This is a genomic window from Enterobacter quasiroggenkampii (assembly GCF_043972695.1).
Classification (GTDB): Bacteria; Pseudomonadota; Gammaproteobacteria; order Enterobacterales; family Enterobacteriaceae; genus Enterobacter; species Enterobacter quasiroggenkampii.
In genome coordinates, this window is sequence record NZ_CP143745.1 from 3,228,813 (window position 1) to 3,251,906 (window position 23,094).

The window sequence follows — 23,094 nt, forward strand, 5'->3', positions numbered from 1 at the left end:
GCCCTAAAGTCGTAAAATTACTGTTAGCGATATAACAGGAAGTGACTATCACCTGCGTGATGAAGTAACGCCTGCGCGACCAGCTTTCACGGGGAAAAGAATTAAGTATTCGATTCGTCTATACTTAACGTGTACATCTTTCCGTGAATCGATAATTCAGGAGAAAGTATTATGACCTTAACCAGCAAAAAATTAGCCGCCGCTGTTCTGGCAATCACTGTAGCAATGTCCCTGAGCGCATGCTCTAACTGGTCTAAACGTGACCGTAACACCGCGATTGGTGCCGGTGCCGGTGCTCTCGGTGGTGCAGTATTAACGGATGGTAGTACGCTGGGTACATTAGGTGGCGCTGCTGTCGGTGGTATTATCGGTCACCAGGTTGGCAAATAATTATTATCTAAGCCTTCCTCGATATTGCGATATTTAAACGCATTTCAGGTCTGACATACGCACGTATACAACACGAGCCACGGCATTTGCCGTGGCTCATTTATTTTAGCCGCCTGCCAGTTTAACTTTCATGCCTTTGGCTTCCAGCAGTGATTTTATTAAATCACGTTTATCACCCTGGATTTCAATAATCCCGTCCTTTACGGCACCGCCGCAGCCACATTTCTTTTTCAGCTCGGCAGCCAGCTTAGTCAGTTCTGCATCATCCAGATCAATGCCGGAGATAAGGCAGACCCCTTTCCCCTTACGTCCGCTGGTTTGACGCTGAATCCGAACGATACCGTCTCCCTTTGGACGCTCCACTTTGGCTTTCGGTTCGTCTATCCGCCCGGAATCGGTTGAGTAGACCAGACGGCTGTTGGAATCGGTCATTACGCCCCCTTGTTCAGCGATGCATTGATAGCCTTAAGCGTCTCAGCCGGGTTTGCAGACTGCGTCACCGGACGCCCGATAACCATATAGTCTACGCCCGCCGCCAGCGCCTGCTCAGGCGTCATAATGCGGCGCTGATCGCCCACGTCGCTGCCCGCAGGGCGAATCCCTGGCGTGACGAGTTTAAAATCCTGGCCCAGTGCTGATTTGAAACGTACCGCTTCCTGCGCGGAGCAGACAACACCATCCAGGCCGCACTGCTGCGTCAAACGGGCGAGACGTTCAGCATGCTCCGCAGGTGACAACGTCACGCCAAGGTCGCGTAAATCACTTTCGTCCATACTGGTCAGCACGGTGACGGCGATCAGCAACGGCGCGTCCTTACCGAACGGCAGGAGCGCCTCACGGGCGGCGGTCATCATTCTTGCCCCACCCGACGCATGGACGTTGACCATCCATACACCCAGCTCTGCGGCTGCAGCAACGGCGTGGGCCGTGGTATTCGGAATATCATGGAATTTGAGGTCGAGGAAAACGTCAAAGCCGCGCTGTTGCAGATCGCGAACGATTTGCGGTCCAAACAGCGTGAACATCTCTTTGCCAACTTTCAGACGGCAGTCGCGAGGGTCGATACCGTCGACAAACGCCAATGCAGCGTCACGCTTATTGTAATCAAGCGCAACAACAACAGGAGAATCCGTAATTACGCGGGAAGTGGAGGATGTAACAGACGTCATGACCAGCCCTTTTCGTCTATGGGCGCGCAGCGGCGCGGAACAGATAAACGGCCAGCATTCTACCTGCCGCCGCCGCAAATTGACAGAAGCCATTTATGTCCCTGCCAGGCTGGCAAACCGCACGGTATTGAGAAAGTGCTAAAAGCCATCAGTATGTTGTAACTAAAATGAAGGCTTTTAAAAAATCACTGCCCGTCCAGGCCGCGGATTGGCTTGATGGTTGACCAGGCCCGGCATGAAGGACAATGCCAATAGAGGGTATAGGCGGTAAAACCACACTTCTGGCAACGGTAACGCGGCTTGCTGCGCACCTGTTCGCCAACCATGTCGCGCAGCACCATCAGGCTCTCTTTGGCGCGCCCTTCTTCCGCGTCGTTCAGGTGGTAATCCATCAGCTTATGGAAGACCCGCATCGTCGGATGACGCTGAAGCTGTCGGGTGATATAGACTTGCGCGGTGTCGCCACCCTCATACTGCTCAACAACGTCAGCGAGCATCAGTTCCGCGGTTGCGCCGGTATTCTCTTCCACGCAGCGACGCAGGAACGCCACCCATTCTTCCTGCTTGTCCAGCTGTTGATAGCAGGTTTGCAGCATCTCCAGCGTTTCACTGACCAGCTCTTTGTCCTGATCGATAACCCGCAGCAGGCTTTCAACGGCTTTGGCGTAGTCGCCATTCGCCATAAAGACGCGCCCCATCATGATAGAGATACGGGCGCTGTTGCGGTCCGCGGCGGCACCTTTCTTCAGCAACGTCATGGCTTTATCCATGTCGTCGTTGCCCATCTGCTGAAGGGCAAGTTCACAGTAGAAATGGGCTATCTCAACGCGCTGCTTATCTTTACCCAGCTTCACCAGACGTTCGGCCGTATCAATGGCTTTTTGCCAGTCGCTGGTGGCCTGATAGATCTGCAGGAGCTGCTGCAACGCGCCGATGCGGAAATCTGTTTCATCCACCAGTTGAGCGAACATATCTTCAGCGCGATCGTACAACCCCGCGGCCATGTAATCTCGTCCCAGCTGTTGTACGGCCAGGAGTCGTTGATCGTAGGTCAGCGAGGCGCTTTCCATCAGGGTCTGGTGAATACGAATGGCGCGGTCAACCTCGCCGCGCGAGCGGAACAGGTTACCCAGGGTAAGATGCGCTTCAACGGTCCCCGTATCCTCTTTCAGCATGTCGAGGAACAGGTCCACCGCTTTGTCCTGCTGATTGCTCAGGAGGAAGTTGACCCCCGCAACGTAGTCGCGGGAGAGTCGGTTGGCCTCATCCTGTTTTGTTTGTTGCGCACTTCTGCGGCCCATATACCAGCCATAGGCTGCGGCGACAGGCAAAAGCAGAAACAACAACTCCAGCATCGTCGATTATTCCTTCACGACCGGCACGCCAGAGCTTTCCGGCATGTCGGACGCAGGCGCAATGTGATGTTCGAGTCGTTTGATTTTACGTTCTGCGCGCGCAAGCGAAACACGGACTTTTAACCAGAACAAACCGCAAACCAGCCAGCCAATGGCAAAGCCTGCAGCAAATAAGACCGCGAGCAGGCTCGACACACGGTATTCACCCTGAGCCAGCAGATAGTTAAACGTCACCTGCTGATCGTTTTGTGCACCCAATGTGACTGAAATGACAAAAATCGCCAATACCAGTAAGAAAATGAGTAAATATTTCACATTACTTCCCGTTATGTGGTTCAAGCGAATAAAGTGTGTTCAACTTAACGCAATCAGCCTTATAAACTACCATTTTAGTGACGGGCGCGAAACGGAAAAAGTGACGCGCACGTCATGGATCTATGGGCAAAATGCGGAATATCAACCGTCAGGCGTCCGTTTGGTCCCTTTCGGCTATTTCTTCTTTCTCTTCCGGCGGTGGCGTTAGCGGGCCGCAGAATCGTTCAGCCAGCCAGGTCGCCAGCATCACCAGCAGCCACGAGATGAGCGTGGCAACGACCAGATCCCGTGGCCAGTGCATCCCCAGCAGTAAGCGGCTGCCCATGACCGCCGTCGCCCAGACCAGTAGAATCACGATAGTGACCGTACGCCGTCTTGGCCAAAGCAGCCCAACCCCCAGCAGCGCCCAGCTGGCGGCAAACATGGTATGGCCAGAAGGAAACGCGAACCCGGTCTCTTTCTGCCAGTGTTTTCGCAAGAATTTCGGGATATCCTGCTGTTCCGCAAGCTGTTCTTTGACCAGCGCGCCGCGATCTTTACGCTTTAAAGTGTAGAACTCATCCACCGGAACATGGTGCGTTTTTTCCAGCCAGACGACAAAAGGACGCGGCTCCTGAACGCGATCTTTCACCCAGGATTTTACGCCCTGACCGATAAGGATAGCGCCACCGAGGATAGCAAAGAGCATCAGCGCCGCGCGCAGACGAAAGCGCAGGCACCACAGAAACCAGGCGCAGAGGAGAACGTGGGTAATAATTCCCCAGGGCTGGGTGACCGTTTCCGTAATCCAGTATAACGTTTTCAACCACGTGGCGTTCTGCCCGGGCTGCCACATCCACCCGGAAAGCCATACGGCCAAAGGCATAATCAGTAAAATGGCCGCACCTGCTGCCGTACGTCTGGCTATTGAATGCATGTCTTCTCCTTTTTCGCTAAGCGTCACAATCATAACTGAAATTTATTCACCTGGTGGAGATGTCGGATCGTGCGTTTAACGTTCATATAGCATGGTGCCCATTAGGCGAACATGCTGAGCTTGTGGCAAAATAAACTGATACAGAAAGCAAAACAGGGCACAGGCACGAAACGTGTCAGCCTACTCTGGAGAATCACATGCAGCTTAAACGTGTGGCAGAAGCCAAACTGCCAACCCCATGGGGCGATTTCCTGATGGTGGGTTTTGAAGAACTGGCAACCGGACAGGATCATGTCGCACTGGTGTATGGCGACATTTCAGGGCAGACACCGGTGCTGTCCCGCGTCCATTCAGAGTGTCTCACCGGCGATGCGTTGTTCAGCCTGCGCTGTGATTGCGGTTTCCAGCTGGAAGCAGCCCTTTCTCATATTGCTGAAGAAGGCCGCGGCGTGCTGCTTTATCACCGTCAGGAAGGACGTAATATTGGTTTGCTGAATAAAATTCGCGCCTACGCGCTTCAGGACCAGGGCTACGATACGGTTGAAGCGAACCATCAGCTCGGTTTTGCCGCCGACGAACGTGATTTCACCCTGTGCGCCGATATGTTCAAGCTGCTGGGCGTGGACGAAGTACGTCTGCTGACCAATAACCCGAAAAAAGTGGAGATCCTGACCGAAGCCGGGATCAACATCGTTGAACGCGTACCGCTGATTGTCGGCCGTAACCCGAAAAACGCCCACTACCTTGATACCAAAGCCGCCAAAATGGGCCATCTGCTGAAAGAGTGATATAAAAAGCCCGGCACGCGTGCCGGGCTCGTTCATCAATCCAGCATCTTACGAATCACGTAATGTAAAATGCCGTCGTTCTGGTAGTAGGTCAGCTCGGTTGCCGTATCAATACGGCACCGGCAATCCAGCACCTCGGTTTTCCCGTCTGCCCGCGTTAACGTTACCGGCACCGTTTTACCCGGCTGCAGGTTTTGCAGGCCGCTAATGTCAATCTGCTCTTCCCCGGTCAGGCCCAGCGTTTTACGCGTCACGCCCTGCGGGAACTCAAGCGGCAGGATCCCCATGCCAATCAGATTCGAACGGTGAATACGTTCGAACGATTCGGCGATGACCACCCGAACGCCAAGCAGGCGCGGCCCTTTCGCCGCCCAGTCGCGGCTGGAGCCGGAACCGTACTCTTTCCCGGCAATCACCGCCAGCGGCGTCCCTTCCTGTTGGTATTTAACGGCCGCATCATAGATCGACACAACTTCCGTTCCAGGCAGATGACGCGTCATGCCCCCTTCCACACCCGGCACCATTTCGTTACGAATGCGGATGTTGGCAAAGGTCCCGCGCATCATGACTTCATGGTTACCGCGGCGCGAGCCGTAAGAGTTAAAATCGCGGCGTTCGACACCCCGGCTTTGCAGGTAACGGCCTGCCGGGCTATCGGCTTTGATGCTCCCGGCCGGAGAGATATGGTCCGTCGTGACGGAATCCCCCAGCATGGCCAGGATGCGCGCGCCGTGGATATCCTTAAGCGGCGCGGGCTCGGCCTGCATCTCATCAAAGAACGGCGACAGACGAATATAGGTCGAGTCATCCTGCCAGCCATAGGTATCCGAACCTGCAACATTGATGGCTTTCCATTCCGGCGTGCCTTCAAAGACTTCCGCGTACTCTTTGCGGAACATCTCGGTAGAGACCTTCTCAACGGCCAGCGCGATTTCTCGCGAGGATGGCCAGATATCTTTCAGATAGACAGGGTCATTCTTGCGATCGTGACCAATCGGATCGGTCACCAGGTTGATATTCATGTTCCCTGCGAGAGCGTATGCCACGACCAGCGGCGGCGAAGCAAGCCAGTTGGTTTTTACCAGCGGGTGAATGCGCCCTTCAAAGTTTCGGTTACCGGAAAGAACGGCGCCTACCGTCAGGTCACCCTGCTTGATCGCCGTTTCGATGGGTTCAGGCAGTGGCCCGGAGTTACCAATACAGGTCGTACAGCCGTAGCCCACGAGGTTAAAGCCCAGCTCGTCCAGGTACGGCGTCAGTTTGGCCTGAGCCAGGTAGTCCGACACCACTTTGGATCCCGGGGCCAGCGAGGCCTTAACCCACGGCTGAGGTTTTAACCCAAGCTCGACCGCCTTTTTAGCCAGCAGACCGGCTGCCATCAATACGCTGGGGTTGGACGTGTTGGTGCAGGAGGTAATGGCGGCAATAACAACCGCGCCATCCGGAAGCTGATATTGATGCCCGTTCAGAACATAGTCGACGGGACGATGGTCTTTCTGCGCCACGTTTACTTCCAGGGCATTGCTGGCGGCAAACGCTTTCGGCACGTCAGACAACGCAACCCGATCCTGCGGACGTTTCGGCCCCGCGAGGCTCGCTTCGACGCTTCCCATATCAAGTTCAAGCGTGCTGGTGAAAACAGGCTCATCGCCCGGATTGCGCCACATGCCCTGCGCTTTGGTATACGCTTCCACCAGCGCGACCTGCTCTTCGCTGCGGCCGCTAAGGCGCATGTACTCCAGCGTGACGTCGTCAATGGGGAAAAAGCCGCAGGTGGCACCGTATTCCGGCGCCATATTGGCAATGGTGGCGCGGTCGGCCAGCGGCAGCGAATCCAGACCGTCACCGTAGAATTCAACAAACTTGCCCACCACGCCATGCTTACGCAGCATCTGGGTGACGGTCAGCACCAGATCGGTGGCGGTAATGCCTTCAGAAAGCTTTCCGGTCAGCTTGAAGCCCACCACATCCGGGATAAGCATGGATACCGGCTGGCCGAGCATGGCGGCTTCCGCTTCAATACCGCCGACGCCCCAGCCCAGCACGCCCAGACCGTTGATCATGGTGGTATGCGAATCCGTGCCCACCAGGGTGTCTGGATAAGCGACCCACTCTTTATCCTGCAATTCGCTCCAGACGGCTTTACCCAGATATTCAAGGTTCACCTGGTGACAAATGCCGGTGCCTGGCGGGACCACGCTAAACCGGCTGAACGCCTGCTGTCCCCACTTCAGAAATACGTAGCGCTCGTGGTTGCGCTCCATCTCCAGACGCACGTTTTCGCCAAAGGCGTCATCATCACCGAAGTGGTCAACGGTGACGGAGTGGTCAATGACGAGGTCAACCGGGGAAAGCGGGTTAACTTTTGCCGTATCCCCGCCGAGACGCTTAACGGCTTCGCGCATCGCGGCCAAATCAACCACGGCCGGAACACCGGTAAAGTCCTGCATCAGCACCCTTGCCGGGCGGTAGGCGATTTCTCTGTCGGCATGGGCCTTCTCAAGCCACCCTGCCAGCGCCTGGATATCATCGAGCGTGACAGAATCACCGTCCTGCCAGCGCAAGAGGTTTTCCAGTAAAACTTTCAATGACTTGGGTAAACGCGAAATGTCCCCAAGCGTTCTGGCAGCCAGCGGCAGGCTGTAGTAGTGCCAGGTTTTATTTTCTGCCTGTAATGTGTCCTTACTGGCTTCGCGTAGGGTTAACGACATAAGCTCCTCCTTAATCACAGAGATGCCCTGACAATCATCAGGGCCGTAATTAAAGATAACACAAAGATGTCGTAACGTTTTGATAACAACCCAAATTGATAAATTTAGGATTGGTCCAGCGCGGGGAAACAAAAACCCCGCCGTAGCGAGGTTTTACAATTTAGTGGAGCGCCAGCCAGATGAGCTGACTCCAGAACAGAATCGACACGGTAAAAACGCCGATCCACGACCAGTATTTGTGAGACGTCATGTTATTCATCATAGGGACACCAGGCATTATTTATAAAAATTCCGAGGTCGTTCCTCAGTGCTATATTGCTGATGTGTATTTATTAAAGAGTACAAAAGCGCAGAGTCGATATTCAGACTATTTGCATCATTACGCAATAAACTAAATTATTGTTTTTTGGGTTCGTCTTCTGCGAACACATCAATAAAAGCCTGCTGCTGCGGCGTCAGTTTCCAGGACGCGGGTACAACAGTCGCAGGTGCTTTACGCCCTCTGTGGCCGCTGTCACGATGCTGACACATCTGTTTTACCGAAGCTGTACGTACCGTCACTGACATATTTAACCCCAATATTTCCAGGCCAGGAGAGCAACCACCACCCAAAACAGGGTAGAGACGAGAAAGACCGCCAGCCAGGCTTTACGCTTGAGCGCAGGATCCCTTTGCGGTTCTTCACTTCCTGAAGGCATTGCTAACCTCATACAATCGACATCGCTTATCATTTAGGACCAAACAATTGGTACAATTAATCATCTGTTGAGATAAATCCTAAAGAAACTTTAGCCGAAAAGCCAGTGAATTTACGCACCGGGAGGTATGAAATATTCAATCTTTTGACCAGAAATAAATAATTGAAAAGAAAAATTTGCGAAGGCGTAAATTAGTTTCTACTTTTGTCGCCAATTCACGACATTATAACCTTACGTATTAAATGGATAATGACATTATATGGCAGGGGAATCGCAGATGATGATAATTCTAATTTAGCTTTGAGAGGTTATTTCGGTATCTTTCCCTGGGGGAAAGATACCGGGTGTGATTATTTTTCGGGAAGTTTGATGTCTTTAAACATCTCTTCAATATCTTCATTTGAGCGTAATGCCACGGCGGTATCAACCACATCACGCGTTAAATGAGGGGCAAAGCGCTGAATAAAATCATACATATAGCTGCGCAGGAAGGTGCTGCGGCGGAAACCAATTTTTGTGGTGCTATGGCTGAAAACATCATGCGCATCAAGACGCACCAGGTCAGGGTCTGACACCGGATCCACCGCCATGCTGGCAATGACGCCCACCCCCAATCCAAGCCGGACATAGGTCTTAATCACGTCGGCGTCCGTCGCGGTAAAGACAATGCGCGGCGTTAATCCTGCCCGGTTAAAGGCCGTATCAAGCTCAGAACGCCCGGTAAAGCCAAAGGTATACGTCACCAGAGGATACTGGGCCAGCTCTTCGATAGTGACCGACCCTTTACCCGCCAGGGGGTGATCGGGGGTCACCACAATAGAACGGTTCCAGTGGTAGCACGGGAGCATGACCAGATCGTCATAGAGGTGAAGCGCTTCGGTGGCGATGGCAAAGTCTGCATTCCCCTTGGAGACGGCTTCAGCGATTTGCGTTGGCGAGCCCTGGTGCATATGCAACGAGACGCGAGGATAACGCTCGATAAAGCCTTTGATCACGCCTGGCAGCGCATAGCGCGCCTGCGTATGCGTGGTGGCAATGTACAGCGAGCCTTTATCCGGCCAGGTATGCTCCCCTGCCACAGACTTAATCGCATCGACTTTGGAGAGGACTTCCCGCGCAATGCGGATGATTTCCTGCCCCGCCGGCGTCACCTGGGTAAGATGCTTACCGCTGCGGGCGAAAATCTGAATGCCTAACTCATCCTCCAGCATACGAACTTGTTTGCTGATGCCCGGTTGCGAGGTATATAACCCCTCGGCGGTAGAAGAGACGTTAAGGTTATGATTCACCACCTCAACGATATAACGAAGCTGCTGTAATTTCATGCCAGACCATCCGATTTAGCGCATGCGGTCAATCGCTTAAGACGATTTAATAATAAGAAACAGGTTAACTATAACCACTATATCATTTATAGCCTGACTGTATAGTACGGAACAAAAAATAATAACAAGGTAATAAAAAAGGGCCGGAAATCCGGCCCTTTCACAGGTAAGTTACGGTTAGGGAAGATTATTTCTTGCCTTCAACCCATTTGCCATCGACAAAGAAGGCTGACCATCCGGTCGCTTTACCCTCTTTCTCTGCCGCAACATACTGCTGCTTAGTTTTACGGCTAAACCGCACCACGGTTTTGTTGCCTTCCGGATCCTGCTGTGGCGCATCGGCCAGATAACGCAGTTTCTCCGGCAGACGATCGCGGAAGCGATGCAGCTCTTCCACCAGCGGCGCGCGGGTTTCACGCGATTTTGGGAAGGTGTTGGCGGCCAGGAAGACACCTGCCGCGCCGTCACGCAGCACGAAGTATGCGTCGGATTTCTCGCACGGCAACTCTGGCAGCGGAACCGGATCTTCCTTCGGCGGAGCCACTTCACCGTTACGCAGAATTTTGCGCGTGTTTTTGCATTCATCGTTGGTGCAGGCCATGTACTTACCGAAACGCCCCATTTTCAGGTGCATTTCAGAACCACACTTCTCGCACTCCACAATCGGGCCGTCATAGCCTTTAATGCGGAACTCGCCCTCTTCGATCTCATACCCGTCACACGTTGGGTTATTACCACACACGTGCAGCTTGCGTTTTGGATCGATCAGGTAGCTGTCCATTGCCGTGCCGCATTTTTTGCAGCGGCGCTTGGCACGCAGAGCGTTAGTTTCCGCATCGTCACCTTCCAGCACGTTGAGAACTTCATTCTCCGGCACCAGGTTGATGGTGGTTTTGCAGCGCTCTTTTGGCGACAGCGCATAGCCGGAGCAGCCCAGGAACACGCCCGTGGTGGCAGTACGGATCCCCATCTTGCGGCCACAGGTTGGGCAGTCGATGCTGGTCAGTACCATCTGGTTAGGCAGCATGCCGCCCTCTTCAGGGTCTTTCTCCGCTTTTTCAAGCTGGTCGGTGAAATCGCTGAAGAAGCTGTCGAGGACCTTTTTCCATTCTGCCTGGTGGCTGGCAACCTGGTCGAGACTGTCTTCCATTTGCGCGGTGAAATCGTAGTTCATCAGCTCGCGGAAGTTGGCTTCCAGACGATCGGTGACGATCTCACCCATTTTTTCCGCATAGAAACGACGGTTTTCAACACGGACGTAACCGCGATCCTGAATCGTCGAGATAATTGACGCGTAGGTCGACGGACGGCCAATACCGCGTTTTTCCAGCTCTTTTACCAGAGATGCTTCACTGAAGCGTGCAGGTGGCTTGGTGAAGTGCTGAGCCGGGATCAGCTCAACCAGAGACAGTTCATCACCTTTGTTCACCGCTGGCAGCGTTCGATCTTCATCACCTTTACGCAGCGCAGGCATCACTTTCGTCCAGCCGTCGAAACGCAGAATACGACCGCGCGCCTTGAGACGGAAATCACCCGCCCCGACGGTCAGCGTGGTGGAGTCGTACTGGGCCGGGGTCATCTGGCACGCAACAAACTGACGCCAGATCAGCTGATACAGCTTCTGCGCGTCGGCTTCCATATCTTTCAGCGATTCAGCGAGCACAGAGACATCAGAAGGACGAATCGCTTCGTGCGCTTCCTGAGAATTCTCTTTGCTGGCAAACTGGTTAGCGCTTTCCGGCAGGTATTTCTTACCGAAGTTGTCGCTAATGTAGCCACGCACCATGTTGACCGCGTCCTGACTCAGGTTGGTTGAGTCGGTACGCATGTAGGTGATGTAACCCGCTTCATACAAGCGCTGGGCCATCATCATGGTTTTCTTCACGCCGTAACCCAGACGGGTGCTTGCCGCCTGTTGCAGGGTGGAGGTGATAAACGGCGCACCAGGCTTGCTGCTGGTCGGTTTGTCTTCACGTTCCAGTACCTGATAGCGTGCCTTTTCCAGCAGCGCCACGGCGGCCATGGTCTGGTCGCGGTTTTCCGGACGGAAAGGCTTATCGTTCTGATGGCTTACCTGCAGCGGCAGAGCGTCACCGCCCGGCGTTGTCACATTGGCATCAACTTCCCAGAACTCTTCCGGCACGAAGGCTTTAATTTCGCGCTCACGCTCAACGACCAGACGCACGGCGACGGATTGCACGCGACCTGCGGACAGGCCACGGGCAATCTTCTTCCACAGCAGTGGAGAAACCATGTAACCCACGACGCGGTCCATAAAGCGACGCGCCTGCTGGGCGTTGACGCGGTCGATATTCAGCTCGCCCGGCTTCTCAAACGCCTGACGAATCGCATTCTTCGTAATTTCGTTAAACACTACGCGGCTGTAGCGTTTGTCATCACCCCCGATCACTTCCCGCAGGTGCCACGCAATGGCTTCCCCTTCGCGGTCAAGGTCGGTTGCGAGATAGATGTGGTCTGCTTTTTCAGCCAGCTGCTTCAGCTCGTTAACGACTTTTTCTTTCCCTGGAAGCACTTCATATTGTGCATCCCAGTTATGCCATGGGTTAACACCCATGCGGTTGACAAGCGCGCTACGTTCATCCTTTTTAGGCTTTTTAGCCCCTTTGGTGGAGGTAGAGTCTGCGCTCTTTTTGCTGGCTGAGCCACTGGTCGGCAAATCGCGGATATGACCCACGCTGGACTTAACCACGTAGTCATTACCCAGATACTTATTGATCGTTTTGGCTTTTGCCGGGGACTCAACGATGACGAGAGCTTTACCCATATTCACCTTTACCTAATTTAATTCTTCCAGGAATACGCCGCACGTTGATTTCCCTTCCGCTGACGACGAGCCAATGATATTGCGACTGCGTCAGGAGATATCAACCCCTTTGTCTTACCGGGCGTTAAAGAAAAGCCGCCCAGGTGATTGAGTTCTCGGGTATTTTTCTCACATCTCGTGTAATTCGTGACGAATTCCCGGTTGAATGTCAAGCAATTCTGTTGCCAGAATGACGAAAGCGCACACTCTACCTGATAAAATTCGTTACGCAACTTTATTAGCATGCAAAAGCAAATCCTGCCAGCCAGGCCCCTGCAGCTTATCCCCTCACATTACAGGGAAAATTTGCCCCCAAAGCGCCCTCGGCGTAGACTATTGTCACTGTTTAAGGAGTGGATTATGCAGAATACGACCCAACCTATTGACCGAGCCTCTCTGCTTATCGAAGCAAACAAGCTTATTCGTGACCATGAAGATACGCTGGCAGGCATTGAAGCCACCGGCGTAGAGCAGCGAAATGGCGTGCTGGTTTTCAGCGGCGAATACTTCCTTGATGAACAGGGCTTACCGACCCCGAAAAGCACCGCCGTGTTTAACATGTTTAAATACCTGGCGCACACGCTTTCCGAGAAATATCACCTGGTCGATTAACGCAAAACGCGAGGCATAAGCCTCGCGTTTTTGTTTACAGCAGCGGTTTTTGTCCGCGCTGTAGCCAGCGGAGCAGCAGGCGGTCCGCGCTTTCTGAGGCACTGTTGGTAAAGCGGTCAAGGAGTCGCTTGCGCTGGGCAAAGCGGACGCCTACCAGTTCCCGACCTTCCATCAGGTTGAGCAGCAGATCGTCACTGGTTCCGACTTCATCCACCAGCCCTTTCTCCTGCGCCTGAACGCCGTACCAGTGCTCACCCGTCGCGACCTGCTCAATGTCCAGCGTCGGGCGCATACGGTGCACAAAGTCTTTAAAGAGATGATGCGTTTCGTTGAGATCCTCACGGAATTTTTGGCGCCCTTCTTCCGTGTTTTCACCCAGCAGCGTCAGGGTGCGTTTGTACTGACCCGCCGTGTGAAGTTCGATATCAATCTCTTTATTTTTCAGGAAGCGGTTAAAGTTCGGGATCTGCGCGACCACGCCGATCGAGCCAATAATAGAAAACGGTGCGGCCACAATTTTGTCTGCCACGCAGGCCATCATGTAGCCACCGCTCGCCGCCACTTTATCTACGGCTACGGTCAGCGGGATCTGTTTTTCACGCAGGCGCTGTAGCTGAGACGCGGCCAGGCCGTAGCCATGCACGACACCTCCCGGGCTTTCAAGACGAACAACGACCTGATCCTGAGGCGTCGCCACGGCCAGAACGGCCGTCACTTCCTCCCGCAAAGAGGACACTTCATGCGCATCCATGCTGCCCTTGAAATCGAGCACGTAGACGCGGGGCGTGGCCTTATCCTGTGGCGTATTGAGCTTCGCCTTTGCCTTTGCCGCTTTGGCTTCCTGTTTATGCTTTTTCTTCTGCGCTTTGAGCCACAGTTTCTGTTGATGACTGTCAAGCAGCGCCAGAGACATCTCTTCCTGCATCTCTTTATACTGCTCGCTCAGGCGGGTGATGCGTAACTCCCCACGCTGACGCTTGCGCTGCGTCAGGTTGACAATCAGAACGGCAACCACCGCAATGGCAATCACCACCGTCGCGATTTTCGCCAAAAACAACCCATATTGAGAAAGTAATTCCACGCGTTCCACCTTGATTTAACCACGAATCTTTCACGGCAGTGTACATCAGCCCTGCCCATGCGTCTCGCTCGTGACATTACCTCTGCGAGGCGCCTTCAGGAATCCCCGGTCTGGCGTTTAAATATTTGCAAATTGTTAATTTTACAGCAATGCGTCCTGTAGACTGATTGAATTATCAGGCGAATTCGGGCATAAAGCCGAAAAGTCACAAAAGAAGGCGTCTTTGAGTCACCGTGCGCCGAGGAGTCACCTTGCATTATCAACCGCAAAAAAATCTGCTGCAGAACCGCATCATTCTTGTCACTGGGGGCAGCGACGGGATTGGCCGTGAAGCGGCGCTGACCTACGCTGAGTATGGCGCGAGCGTCATCCTGACCGGCCGCAACGAAGAAAAACTTAAAGGGGTGGCGCAGGAGATTGAAGCCGCAGGTGGGATTCCTGCTCGCTGGTACACGCTCGATCTGCTCACCTGCACGCCCGCGTCATGTCATGAGCTTGCTCACCGCATCAGCACCCATTACCCGCGCCTGGACGGCGTACTGCACAATGCCGGCTTGCTTGGCGAAGTTCGCCCGATGGATGAACAGGATCCCGAGATCTGGCAGGAGGTCATGCAGGTCAACGTCAACGGGACGTTTTTCCTGACCCAGGCACTGCTTCCTTTATTACTCAAATCGGATTCGGGTTCACTGGTGTTCACCTCCTCCAGCGTAGGCCGTGAGGGGCGTGCAAACTGGGGTGCCTATGCCGTATCAAAGTTCGCGACCGAAGGCATGATGCAGGTGCTGGCAGAGGAGTACCAAAGCCGCCATCTGCGCGTAAACTGCATTAACCCGGGCGGTACGCGCACCAAAATGCGCGCCAGCGCCTTCCCAACGGAAGATCCGCAGAAGCTGAAAACGCCGGCAGACATTATGCCGCTCTATCTCTGGCTAATGGGCGACGACAGCCGCCGCAAAACCGGGATGACCTTTGACGCCCAGCCAGGCCGTAAACCAGGAATATCGCAATGAGTGAAGAACGTCACCAGCAGCGCCAGCAGCGTCTGAAGGAACAGGTTGATGCGCGCGTCGCGGCCGCTCAGGATGAGCGCGGGATCGTCATCGTATTTACCGGCAACGGCAAAGGGAAAACCACGGCCGCATTCGGCACGGCGACACGCGCCGTCGGCCACGGACAGAAGGTCGGCGTAATCCAGTTTATTAAAGGTGAGTGGCCTAACGGCGAGCGTAATCTGCTTGAGCCCCACGGCGTTGAGTTCCAGGTGATGGCGACCGGATTTACGTGGGACACCCAGAACCGCGAAACCGATACCGCAGCCTGTCTGGCCGTCTGGGAGCACGCTAAAAGAATGCTGGCCGATCCTTCACTCAATATGGTTCTGCTGGATGAGATCACGTATATGGTCGCCTACGACTATTTGCCGCTGGAAGACGTGCTTAATGCACTGAAAGACCGTCCCGCCCATCAGACGGTTATCATCACGGGCCGCGGGTGCCATCGGGATATTCTGGAACTGGCAGATACCGTCAGCGAGCTGCGTCCGGTTAAACATGCGTTTGATGCGGGCATCAAAGCGCAAATAGGGATTGATTACTAAAGAAAAAAGCCCGGTGTCTTCACCGGGCTTTTACATTAACCGTTGTTATTACGGCTGCCAGAGCGGCGGTTGCTGCTCACCTGGCTGTGACGCTTCACCGCACGGCGAATCTGGTTCGCCTTCATGCGGCGACGATCTTTTTCCACCGCCACTTTAGAGGTGGTTTCCGGCGTCAGACCGACCAGCTCGCGCAGGTAGTTGGTCTGGGTCAGATCCAGTTCAGTATATCCCCCACGCGGCAGGCCTTTTGGCAGCAGGATGTCGCCGTAACGGACACGGATCAGGCGGCTAACCTGCACGCCTACCGCTTCCCAGAGACGACGCACCTCGCGGTTGCGGCCTTCGGTCAGGGTCACGTTGTACCACTGGTTGATGCCTTCCCCACCGGTAAATTTGATGGTTTTGAACGCCGCAGGACCGTCTTCCAGCTGAACGCCACGCGACAGGTCGCGCAGTTTATTCTCGTCAACCTGGCCGAACACACGCACGGCGTATTCACGTTCCACTTCACGGCTTGGGTGCATCAGACGGTTTGCCAGTTCACCATCGGTGGTAAACAGCAGCAGACCGCAGGTATTCACGTCCAGACGACCAACGGCAATCCAGCGAGCGCCACGCAGTTTAGGCAGACGGTCAAACACCGTCGGGCGACCTTCCGGGTCATTGCGGGTACACAGCTCGCCTTCCGGCTTGTAGTAAGCCAGCACGCGGCAGATTTGTTCAGCAGACTCTTTTACAGAGATAAGATGACCGTCGATACGGATCTTCAGCCCCGGTACGATTTCTACGCGGTCACCCAGCGTGGCGATTTTACCGTCCACACTCACGCGGCCCGCTTCAATAATGGCTTCGATTTCACGGCGTGAACCGTGGCCGGCACGCGCCAGCACTTTCTGTAACTTCTCGCTCATTGAGCTTCCTCAGGTGTCGCCTTCACAGGCGTCGAATCAGGTCAAAAGAGGGCTGAGCCCTGCTTTGATGGCCGCGTAGTATATCTGCTTATACCATTACAAGAAAGGCTTTACGTCACCCACGCCTTCTCGAATCACTTCCGGTGCATCTTCGGTTAAGTCGACCACGGTGGTCGGCTGCTGGCCGAGATAACCGCCGTGAATAATCAGCTCGACCACCTTCTCCAGACGATCTTTGATCTCTTCCGGATCGGACTCGGTAAACTCGCTGCCCGGCAGCATCAGCGAGGTAGAGAGCATCGGCTCGCCGAGGGTTTCCAGCAGCGCCTGCGCAATCGGGTTCGACGGCACGCGCATGCCGATAGTCTTACGCTTTTCCTGCAGTAGGCGGCGCGGCACCTCTTTCGTCCCTTTCAGGATGAAGGTGTAGTTGCCCGGCGTGTTGTTCTTGATCAGGCGAAACGCCACGTTATCCACATAAGCATAGGTGGAAAGCTCAGAGAGATCGCGGCACATCAGGGTAAAGTTATGGCCGTCCGGCAGCTGGCGAATACGGCAAATGCGTTCCATCGCCCCTTTATCTTCAATTTTGCAGCCCAGCGCGTAGCCTGAATCGGTCGGATAGACAATCACGCCGCCTTTGCGGACGATCTCCACGGCCTGGTTAATCAGACGTGGCTGCGGGTTGTCCGGATGGATATAGAAAAACTGACTCATACTTCCCTCTCTTCAATTTGCTGCGGCTGTTCCCAGAGCTGCCAGACCGGCTCAACGCCAGCAGGCAGCCAGAGCTTGCGCCCCAGTTCGATCCAGGCGCAGGGCTGATGGAAATCAGAACCCTGTGAGCCAAGCAGACCGTACTGTCGGGCATAGGTCGCGAGCTGCGCGCGCTCATTGGGCGCCTGCTGACACTGGGCGACTTCCATCGCCTCACCACCGTTTTCGGCAAAGTGCGCCAGCAGCCTTTTCAGCCATTTAGCAGAAAGATTATACCGCCCCGGATGGGCCAGCACGGCCTTACCGCCAGAATGATGAATCACATCAATAGCTTGTTTTATTGTACACCACTGTGTCGGAACGTATCCGGTTTTCCCGCGCGCCAGATACTTTTTAAAGACATCCGCCATCGTCGTGGCCTTACCCGCCTCTACCAGAAAACGGGCGAAATGACCGCGCGTGACCGCCCCGCCGTTCGCCAGCTTTTGGGCACCTTCCAGTGCGCCCGGAATATGCGCCTTTTCCAGACGTTCGCCGATCATCTCCGCGCGCTGGTTGCGGCGCGTTTTTTGTTCTTGCAAAAAAGCAATAAGTGCCGGATGGTCTATATCGATGTTCAGGCCAACGATATGAATCTCATGGTTTTCCCAGACGGTCGAAATTTCGACACCGGAGACCAGATTAAGCGCCAGCCCGCTGCGGGCGATCTCGGCGCGCGCCGCCGGAATGGCATCCGTCGTATCGTGATCGGTTATCGCCAGCGTACCGACGCGCATTTCAACGGCACGATGAACCAGGGCTTCGGGTGTCAGCAGGCCATCAGAGGCCTGAGTATGGCTGTGTAAATCATAAATAATAGCGTAGGTGGTATCGCTCAAAGCACTTCCCATAACAGGTTGGAGACATCCGAAACCATCATGATACCGACTTATATCGAAATTCTGAAATCAAGGGTTGACAACACGCCATCGAACTAGTTAACTAGTACGCAAGTTCACACGAGAAAGGTATCTGAAAATGACAGCACATTTCACTCTGCACGGTTGGTGGCGTACTTCCTGATCATCGGGCAGTGTCACGCGTCTGCAAAATGCAAACAGATACCCGCCCGCTACCCAGCGGGCTTTTTTTTGAACAGAATAAATGAGAACACCAACATGCAAACAGCCAAACCCCATCTCGAATTGCTGACCTGCGAGGCGGCCTATCGCCACAACCCGACCGCGCTGTTTCATCAGGTGTGCGGGGCTCGCCCGGCAACGCTGCTGCTGGAATCTGCGGACATTGACAGCAAGGACGATCTCAAGAGCCTGCTGCTGGTCGACAGCGCGCTGCGCATTACCGCTCTAGGTGACACTGTCACAATTAAGGCCTTATCAGACAACGGCGCATCGCTGCTGCCACTGCTGGATGCCGCCCTGCCTTCAGGCATCGAAAACGAACGTCATCCAGAAATGCGCATTCTGCATTTCCCGCCGGTTAGCCAGCTGCTGGATGAAGACGCGCGCCTGTGCTCCCTTTCCGTCTTTGATGCCTTCCGCCTGCTGCAGAACCTGGTCACCGTTCCGCACGATGAGCGTGAAGCGATGTTCTTTGGCGGGCTGTTTGCCTACGACCTGGTCGCCGGATTTGAAGATTTACCGGAAACCGAGCAGGGCAATCGCTGCCCGGACTATTGCTTCTATCTGGCCGAAACCCTGCTGGTGATCGACCATCAGAAACAGTACACCCGTATCCAGGCCAGCCTGTTCACGCCTTCGACCGCTGAGAAAAACCGTCTTGAGCACCGTATCGCGCAGCTTCAGCAGCAGATGACGGAAGCGCCACCTGCACTGCCGGTACAGCGCGTGGAAAAAATGACCTGCGATGTGAACCAGACCGACGATCAGTACGGTGCCGTGGTTCGCCAGATGCAAAAAGCGATTCGCGCCGGGGAAATTTTCCAGGTTGTACCGTCCCGTCGCTTCTCTCTGCCCTGCCCGTCTCCGCTGGCCGCTTACGACGTGCTGAAAAAGAGCAACCCAAGCCCGTACATGTTCTTTATGCAAGACAACGACTTCACGCTGTTCGGCGCCTCGCCGGAAAGCTCGCTGAAATATGACGCCGCCAGCCGCCAGATTGAGATCTACCCGATCGCCGGAACCCGTCCACGTGGACGTCGCGCAGACGGCTCGCTGGATCGCGATCTCGACAGCCGTATCGAGCTGGAAATGCGCACCGACCATAAAGAGCTCTCCGAGCATCTGATGCTGGTTGACCTGGCACGTAACGACCTGGCTCGTATTTGCACCCCAGGCAGCCGCTACGTGGCGGACCTGACTAAAGTCGACCGCTATTCGTTCGTGATGCACCTGGTCTCCCGCGTGGTCGGTGAGCTGCGCCAGGACCTCGACGTGCTGCACGCCTACCGCGCCTGCATGAACATGGGCACCCTGAGCGGTGCGCCGAAAGTGCGCGCTATGCAGCTGATTGCCGCCGCCGAAGGGCGTCGTCGCGGCAGCTACGGCGGCGCGGTGGGTTACTTCACCGCCCATGGTGACCTCGATACCTGCATCGTGATCCGCTCCGCCTATGTTGAAGACGGTATTGCCACCGTCCAGGCGGGTGCCGGGATTGTTCTTGATTCTGTTCCGCAGTCTGAAGCTGACGAAACGCGCAGCAAAGCCCGTGCGGTCCTTCGCGCCATTGCTACCGCACACCACGCACAGGAGATTTTCTGATGGCTGACATTCTGCTGCTCGATAATATCGACTCCTTTACCTACAACCTGGCAGATCAGCTGCGTGCGAATGGCCATAACGTCGTTATCTATCGTAACCATGTACCGGCGCAAACCCTGATTGACCGTCTGGCCACCATGCAAAACCCGGTGCTGATGCTCTCTCCGGGGCCAGGCGCGCCGAGCGAAGCGGGCTGTATGCCAGAGCTGCTGACCCGTATGCGCGGCAAGCTGCCGATTATCGGCATCTGCCTGGGCCATCAGGCGATTGTTGAAGCCTATGGCGGCTACGTTGGCCAGGCAGGTGAAATCCTCCACGGTAAAGCGTCCAGCATTGAACATGACGGCCAGGCGATGTTTGCCGGGCTGCCGAATCCGCTCCCGGTCGCGCGCTACCACTCGCTGGTCGGCAGCAACATTCCCGCCGGGCTGACGATCAACGCCTCGTTTGAAGGGATGGTGATGGCGGTACGTCACGACGCGGATCGCGTCTGCGGGATGCAGTTCCATCCGGAATCCATCCTGACCTCCCACGGTGCCCGCCTGCTGGAGCAGACACTCGACTGGGCGTTACAGAAGCTGGAGCAGACCAACACCCTGCAGCCGATTCTGGAAAAACTGTATCAGGCGCAAACCCTGAGCCAGCAGGAGAGCCACCAGCTCTTCTCCGCCGTGGTTCGCGGTGAGCTGAAGCCGGAACAGCTCGCAGCCGCACTGGTGAGCATGAAGGTCCGCGGTGAAAGCCCGCAGGAGATCGCCGGTGCCGCCACGGCCCTGCTGGAAAATGCCGCCCCGTTCCCGCGTCCGGACTATCCGTTTGCCGATATCGTCGGCACCGGCGGTGACGGCAGCAACAGTATCAATATTTCAACCGCCAGCGCCTTTGTGGCCGCAGCGTGTGGCCTGAAAGTGGCGAAGCACGGTAACCGCAGCGTGTCCAGCCGGTCAGGCTCGTCTGATTTACTCGCGGCATTCGGCATTAATCTCGATATGAACGCCGAACGTTCCCGTGAAGCGCTGGATGACCTGGGCGTCTGCTTCCTGTTTGCGCCGAAGTATCACACCGGTTTCCGCCACGCAATGCCGGTTCGTCAGCAGCTTAAAACCCGCACGCTGTTTAACGTGCTCGGCCCCCTGATCAACCCGGCCCATCCGCCGCTGGCGCTGATCGGTGTCTACAGTCCGGAACTGGTCCTGCCGATTGCCGAGACCTTGCGCGTGCTGGGTTACCAGCGTGCCGCCGTGGTGCACAGCGGCGGAATGGACGAAGTGTCACTGCATGCGCCGACGCTGGTAGCCGAACTGCGCGACGGTGAAATCCTGAGCTACCAGCTCGAAGCCGCTGACTTTGGTTTAACTCCGTATCACCAGGAAGCGCTGGCCGGCGGTACCCCGGAAGAAAACCGTGACATTCTGACGCGCTTATTACAAGGTAAGGGAGAGGTCGCCCATGAGGCCGCCGTTGCCGCCAACGTCGCCATGCTGATGCGTTTGCACGGCGAGGAAGACCTGAAGGCCAACGTTCAAAAAGTTCTGGATGTACTGCGCTCCGGTGCAGCTTACGATCGCGTTACCGCACTTGCGGCAAGAGGGTAAAGAATGCAGACCGTTTTAGCGAAAATCGTTGCCGATAAGGCCATCTGGGTGGAAGCCCGCAAGCAACAGCAGCCGCTTGCCAGTTTTCAGAATGACGTCGTCCCGAGCAGCCGTCGTTTCTATGACGCCCTGCAGGGTGCGCGCACCGCGTTTATTCTTGAGTGCAAAAAAGCGTCTCCGTCTAAAGGCGTTATCCGTGACGATTTCGACCCGGCGCGTATTGCCGGCATTTATAAGCATCATGCGTCAGCCATCTCCGTGCTGACGGATGAGAAATATTTTCAGGGCAGCTTCGATTTTCTGCCGATCGTCAGCGGCATCGCGCCGCAGCCGATCCTGTGCAAAGACTTTATCATTGACCCGTATCAGATCTGGCTGGCGCGCTTTTACCAGGCTGACGCCTGCCTGCTGATGCTCTCGGTGCTTGACGACGAGCAGTATCGCCAGCTCTCTGCCGTCGCGCACAGCCTGAAAATGGGCGTGCTGACCGAAGTGAGTAATGAAGAGGAGCTGGAGCGTGCGATTGCGCTGGAAGCCAAAGTGGTAGGCATTAATAACCGCGATCTGCGTGATCTGTCCATTGACCTGAACCGTACGCGCCAGCTGGCGCCGCGTCTGGGATCTGGCGTCACGGTGATCAGCGAATCCGGCATTAACAGCTACGCCCAGGTGCGCGAGCTGAGCCACTTCGCCAACGGTTTCCTGATTGGCTCCGCCATGATGGAACATGACGATCTCAATGCGGCAGTACGTCGCGTGCTGCTGGGTGAAAACAAAGTCTGCGGCTTAACCCGCGAACAGGACGCCCAGGCCGCGTATGAAGCCGGAGCGATTTACGGCGGGCTGATTTTTGTGGATTCCTCCCCTCGCGCGGTCAGCGAAGAGCAGGCGCGTAAGGTCATCGCCGCGGCTCCGCTCAGCTATGTTGGCGTGTTCCGCAATGCAGATATCGCAGAGGTGGTTGAAAAAGCCGACGCGTTATCCCTGAGCGCGGTGCAGCTTCACGGCGATGAAGATCAGGCCTATATCGATGCCCTGCGCGCCACGCTGGCACCGCAGGTACAGATCTGGAAAGCGCAACGCGTTGACGATACGTTGCCCCCGCGTAACCTGAACCACGTGGATAAATACGTCCTCGATAACGGCCAGGGCGGAACCGGCCAGCGTTTTGACTGGTCTCTGCTGAACGGTGAAAAGCTGGACAACGTCCTGCTGGCGGGCGGTTTAAGCCCGGACAACTGTGTAGAAGCCGCGAAAACCGGCTGCGCAGGCCTCGATTTCAATTCAGGCGTAGAGTCCCAGCCGGGTAGTAAAGATGCCAGCAAACTGGCCTCGGTTTTTAAAACTCTGCGTGCATATTAAGGAAG

The 23,094-nt window shown here is 55.2% G+C and carries 23 protein-coding genes and 1 other annotated feature; of the genes, 9 read left to right on the forward strand and 14 right to left on the reverse strand.

Annotated elements, in window-relative coordinates; genetic code table 11:
• Nucleotides 1–171 precede the first annotated feature (171 nt).
• Entirely contained in the window at nucleotides 172–390 is a 219-nt protein-coding gene (gene osmB / locus V1572_RS15505) for an osmotically-inducible lipoprotein OsmB (protein WP_008501216.1), read from the forward strand.
• 105 nt (nucleotides 391–495) lie between these two features.
• On the opposite strand, the gene yciH is transcribed toward osmB, so the two are convergent.
• From yciH to pgpB, 5 genes are all read right to left on the reverse strand, one after another.
• Nucleotides 496–822, reverse strand: a complete 327-nt coding sequence (yciH, locus tag V1572_RS15510; RefSeq protein ID WP_063145056.1) for a stress response translation initiation inhibitor YciH — start codon at nucleotides 820–822, stop codon at nucleotides 496–498.
• A complete protein-coding gene (gene pyrF, locus V1572_RS15515; protein ID WP_063621865.1) occupies nucleotides 822–1,559 on the reverse strand; it encodes an orotidine-5'-phosphate decarboxylase in 738 nt (245 codons plus the stop codon). Before pyrF ends, yciH begins: the two co-directional genes overlap by 1 nt.
• Before the next feature lie 185 nt (nucleotides 1,560–1,744).
• Complete coding sequence (lapB, locus tag V1572_RS15520) at nucleotides 1,745–2,914, reverse strand: lipopolysaccharide assembly protein LapB (protein WP_063621868.1); 1,170 nt, start codon at nucleotides 2,912–2,914, stop codon at nucleotides 1,745–1,747.
• Between the two features lie 6 nt (nucleotides 2,915–2,920).
• Complete coding sequence (locus V1572_RS15525) at nucleotides 2,921–3,229, reverse strand: LapA family protein (RefSeq protein ID WP_008501212.1); 309 nt, start codon at nucleotides 3,227–3,229, stop codon at nucleotides 2,921–2,923.
• 148 nt (nucleotides 3,230–3,377) lie between these two features.
• A complete protein-coding gene (pgpB, locus tag V1572_RS15530) occupies nucleotides 3,378–4,145 on the reverse strand; it encodes a phosphatidylglycerophosphatase B (RefSeq protein WP_048223612.1) in 768 nt (255 codons plus the stop codon).
• Nucleotides 4,146–4,342: 197 nt separating this feature from the next.
• On the opposite strand from pgpB, the gene ribA reads away from it, so the two are divergent.
• Complete coding sequence (gene ribA / locus V1572_RS15535) at nucleotides 4,343–4,933, forward strand: GTP cyclohydrolase II (protein WP_008501210.1); 591 nt, start codon at nucleotides 4,343–4,345, stop codon at nucleotides 4,931–4,933.
• A 35-nt stretch (nucleotides 4,934–4,968) separates the two neighbouring features.
• On the opposite strand, the gene acnA is transcribed toward ribA, so the two are convergent.
• From acnA to topA, 5 genes are all read right to left on the reverse strand, one after another.
• A complete protein-coding gene (acnA, locus tag V1572_RS15540; protein WP_032674926.1) occupies nucleotides 4,969–7,644 on the reverse strand; it encodes an aconitate hydratase AcnA in 2,676 nt (891 codons plus the stop codon).
• Nucleotides 7,645–7,804: 160 nt separating this feature from the next.
• Complete coding sequence (gene ymiC / locus V1572_RS15545) at nucleotides 7,805–7,903, reverse strand: small membrane protein YmiC (RefSeq protein WP_032623144.1); 99 nt, start codon at nucleotides 7,901–7,903, stop codon at nucleotides 7,805–7,807.
• Nucleotides 7,904–8,213: 310 nt separating this feature from the next.
• Complete coding sequence (locus V1572_RS15550; RefSeq protein WP_213327741.1) at nucleotides 8,214–8,354, reverse strand: YmiA family putative membrane protein; 141 nt, start codon at nucleotides 8,352–8,354, stop codon at nucleotides 8,214–8,216.
• A gap of 338 nt (nucleotides 8,355–8,692) precedes the next feature.
• Nucleotides 8,693–9,667, reverse strand: a complete 975-nt coding sequence (gene cysB / locus V1572_RS15555) for an HTH-type transcriptional regulator CysB (RefSeq protein ID WP_008502814.1) — start codon at nucleotides 9,665–9,667, stop codon at nucleotides 8,693–8,695.
• Nucleotides 9,668–9,854: 187 nt separating this feature from the next.
• A complete protein-coding gene (gene topA / locus V1572_RS15560; protein ID WP_059365098.1) occupies nucleotides 9,855–12,452 on the reverse strand; it encodes a type I DNA topoisomerase in 2,598 nt (865 codons plus the stop codon).
• Nucleotides 12,453–12,851: 399 nt separating this feature from the next.
• Here topA and V1572_RS15565 point away from each other — a divergent pair, with 399 nt between their 5' ends.
• Entirely contained in the window at nucleotides 12,852–13,103 is a 252-nt protein-coding gene (locus V1572_RS15565; RefSeq protein ID WP_003856804.1) for a YciN family protein, read from the forward strand.
• Between the two features lie 34 nt (nucleotides 13,104–13,137).
• Here the strand turns inward: V1572_RS15565 and sohB are convergent, their stop codons facing one another.
• Nucleotides 13,138–14,184 carry a protease SohB gene (sohB, locus tag V1572_RS15570; RefSeq protein ID WP_395299352.1) on the reverse strand — a complete coding sequence of 349 codons (1,047 nt, stop codon included), beginning with the start codon at nucleotides 14,182–14,184 and terminating at the stop codon, nucleotides 13,138–13,140.
• A 251-nt stretch (nucleotides 14,185–14,435) separates the two neighbouring features.
• On the opposite strand from sohB, the gene V1572_RS15575 reads away from it, so the two are divergent.
• Both V1572_RS15575 and cobO read left to right on the forward strand, forming a co-directional pair.
• Entirely contained in the window at nucleotides 14,436–15,197 is a 762-nt protein-coding gene (locus V1572_RS15575) for a YciK family oxidoreductase (protein WP_196364472.1), read from the forward strand.
• On the forward strand, nucleotides 15,194–15,784 hold the full coding sequence (cobO, locus tag V1572_RS15580) for a cob(I)yrinic acid a,c-diamide adenosyltransferase (RefSeq protein WP_045908891.1): 591 nt from the start codon (nucleotides 15,194–15,196) through the stop codon (nucleotides 15,782–15,784). Before V1572_RS15575 ends, cobO begins: the two co-directional genes overlap by 4 nt.
• Before the next feature lie 35 nt (nucleotides 15,785–15,819).
• Here cobO and rluB read toward each other — a convergent pair whose 3' ends face one another.
• The 3 genes from rluB to rnm form a co-directional block, all read right to left on the reverse strand.
• A complete protein-coding gene (gene rluB / locus V1572_RS15585; protein ID WP_008502809.1) occupies nucleotides 15,820–16,695 on the reverse strand; it encodes a 23S rRNA pseudouridine(2605) synthase RluB in 876 nt (291 codons plus the stop codon).
• A gap of 96 nt (nucleotides 16,696–16,791) precedes the next feature.
• Nucleotides 16,792–17,412, reverse strand: a complete 621-nt coding sequence (locus tag V1572_RS15590) for an L-threonylcarbamoyladenylate synthase (RefSeq protein ID WP_003856793.1) — start codon at nucleotides 17,410–17,412, stop codon at nucleotides 16,792–16,794.
• Nucleotides 17,409–18,290 (reverse strand): RNase RNM, encoded by an 882-nt coding sequence (rnm, locus tag V1572_RS15595; protein ID WP_395299353.1) that lies wholly within the window; start codon nucleotides 18,288–18,290, stop codon nucleotides 17,409–17,411. Before rnm ends, V1572_RS15590 begins: the two co-directional genes overlap by 4 nt.
• Nucleotides 18,291–18,429: 139 nt before the next feature.
• Between rnm and trpL the strand changes: the two genes are divergently transcribed.
• From trpL to trpCF, 4 genes are all read left to right on the forward strand, one after another.
• Complete coding sequence (gene trpL, locus V1572_RS15600; protein WP_106993556.1) at nucleotides 18,430–18,474, forward strand: trp operon leader peptide; 45 nt, start codon at nucleotides 18,430–18,432, stop codon at nucleotides 18,472–18,474.
• Nucleotides 18,451–18,544, forward strand: a sequence feature (Trp leader region). It overlaps the preceding gene by 24 nt.
• 25 nt (nucleotides 18,545–18,569) lie before the next feature.
• Nucleotides 18,570–20,132, forward strand: coding sequence for an anthranilate synthase component 1 (locus V1572_RS15605; protein WP_395299354.1), 1,563 nt, complete (start codon nucleotides 18,570–18,572; stop codon nucleotides 20,130–20,132).
• Nucleotides 20,132–21,727: a bifunctional anthranilate synthase glutamate amidotransferase component TrpG/anthranilate phosphoribosyltransferase TrpD gene (trpD, locus tag V1572_RS15610; RefSeq protein WP_008502806.1), complete on the forward strand. Its 1,596-nt coding sequence runs from the start codon at nucleotides 20,132–20,134 to the stop codon at nucleotides 21,725–21,727. Before V1572_RS15605 ends, trpD begins: the two co-directional genes overlap by 1 nt.
• 3 nt (nucleotides 21,728–21,730) lie before the next feature.
• Nucleotides 21,731–23,089: a bifunctional indole-3-glycerol-phosphate synthase TrpC/phosphoribosylanthranilate isomerase TrpF gene (trpCF, locus tag V1572_RS15615; protein WP_008502805.1), complete on the forward strand. Its 1,359-nt coding sequence runs from the start codon at nucleotides 21,731–21,733 to the stop codon at nucleotides 23,087–23,089.
• The last annotated feature ends 5 nt before the right edge of the window (nucleotides 23,090–23,094 follow it).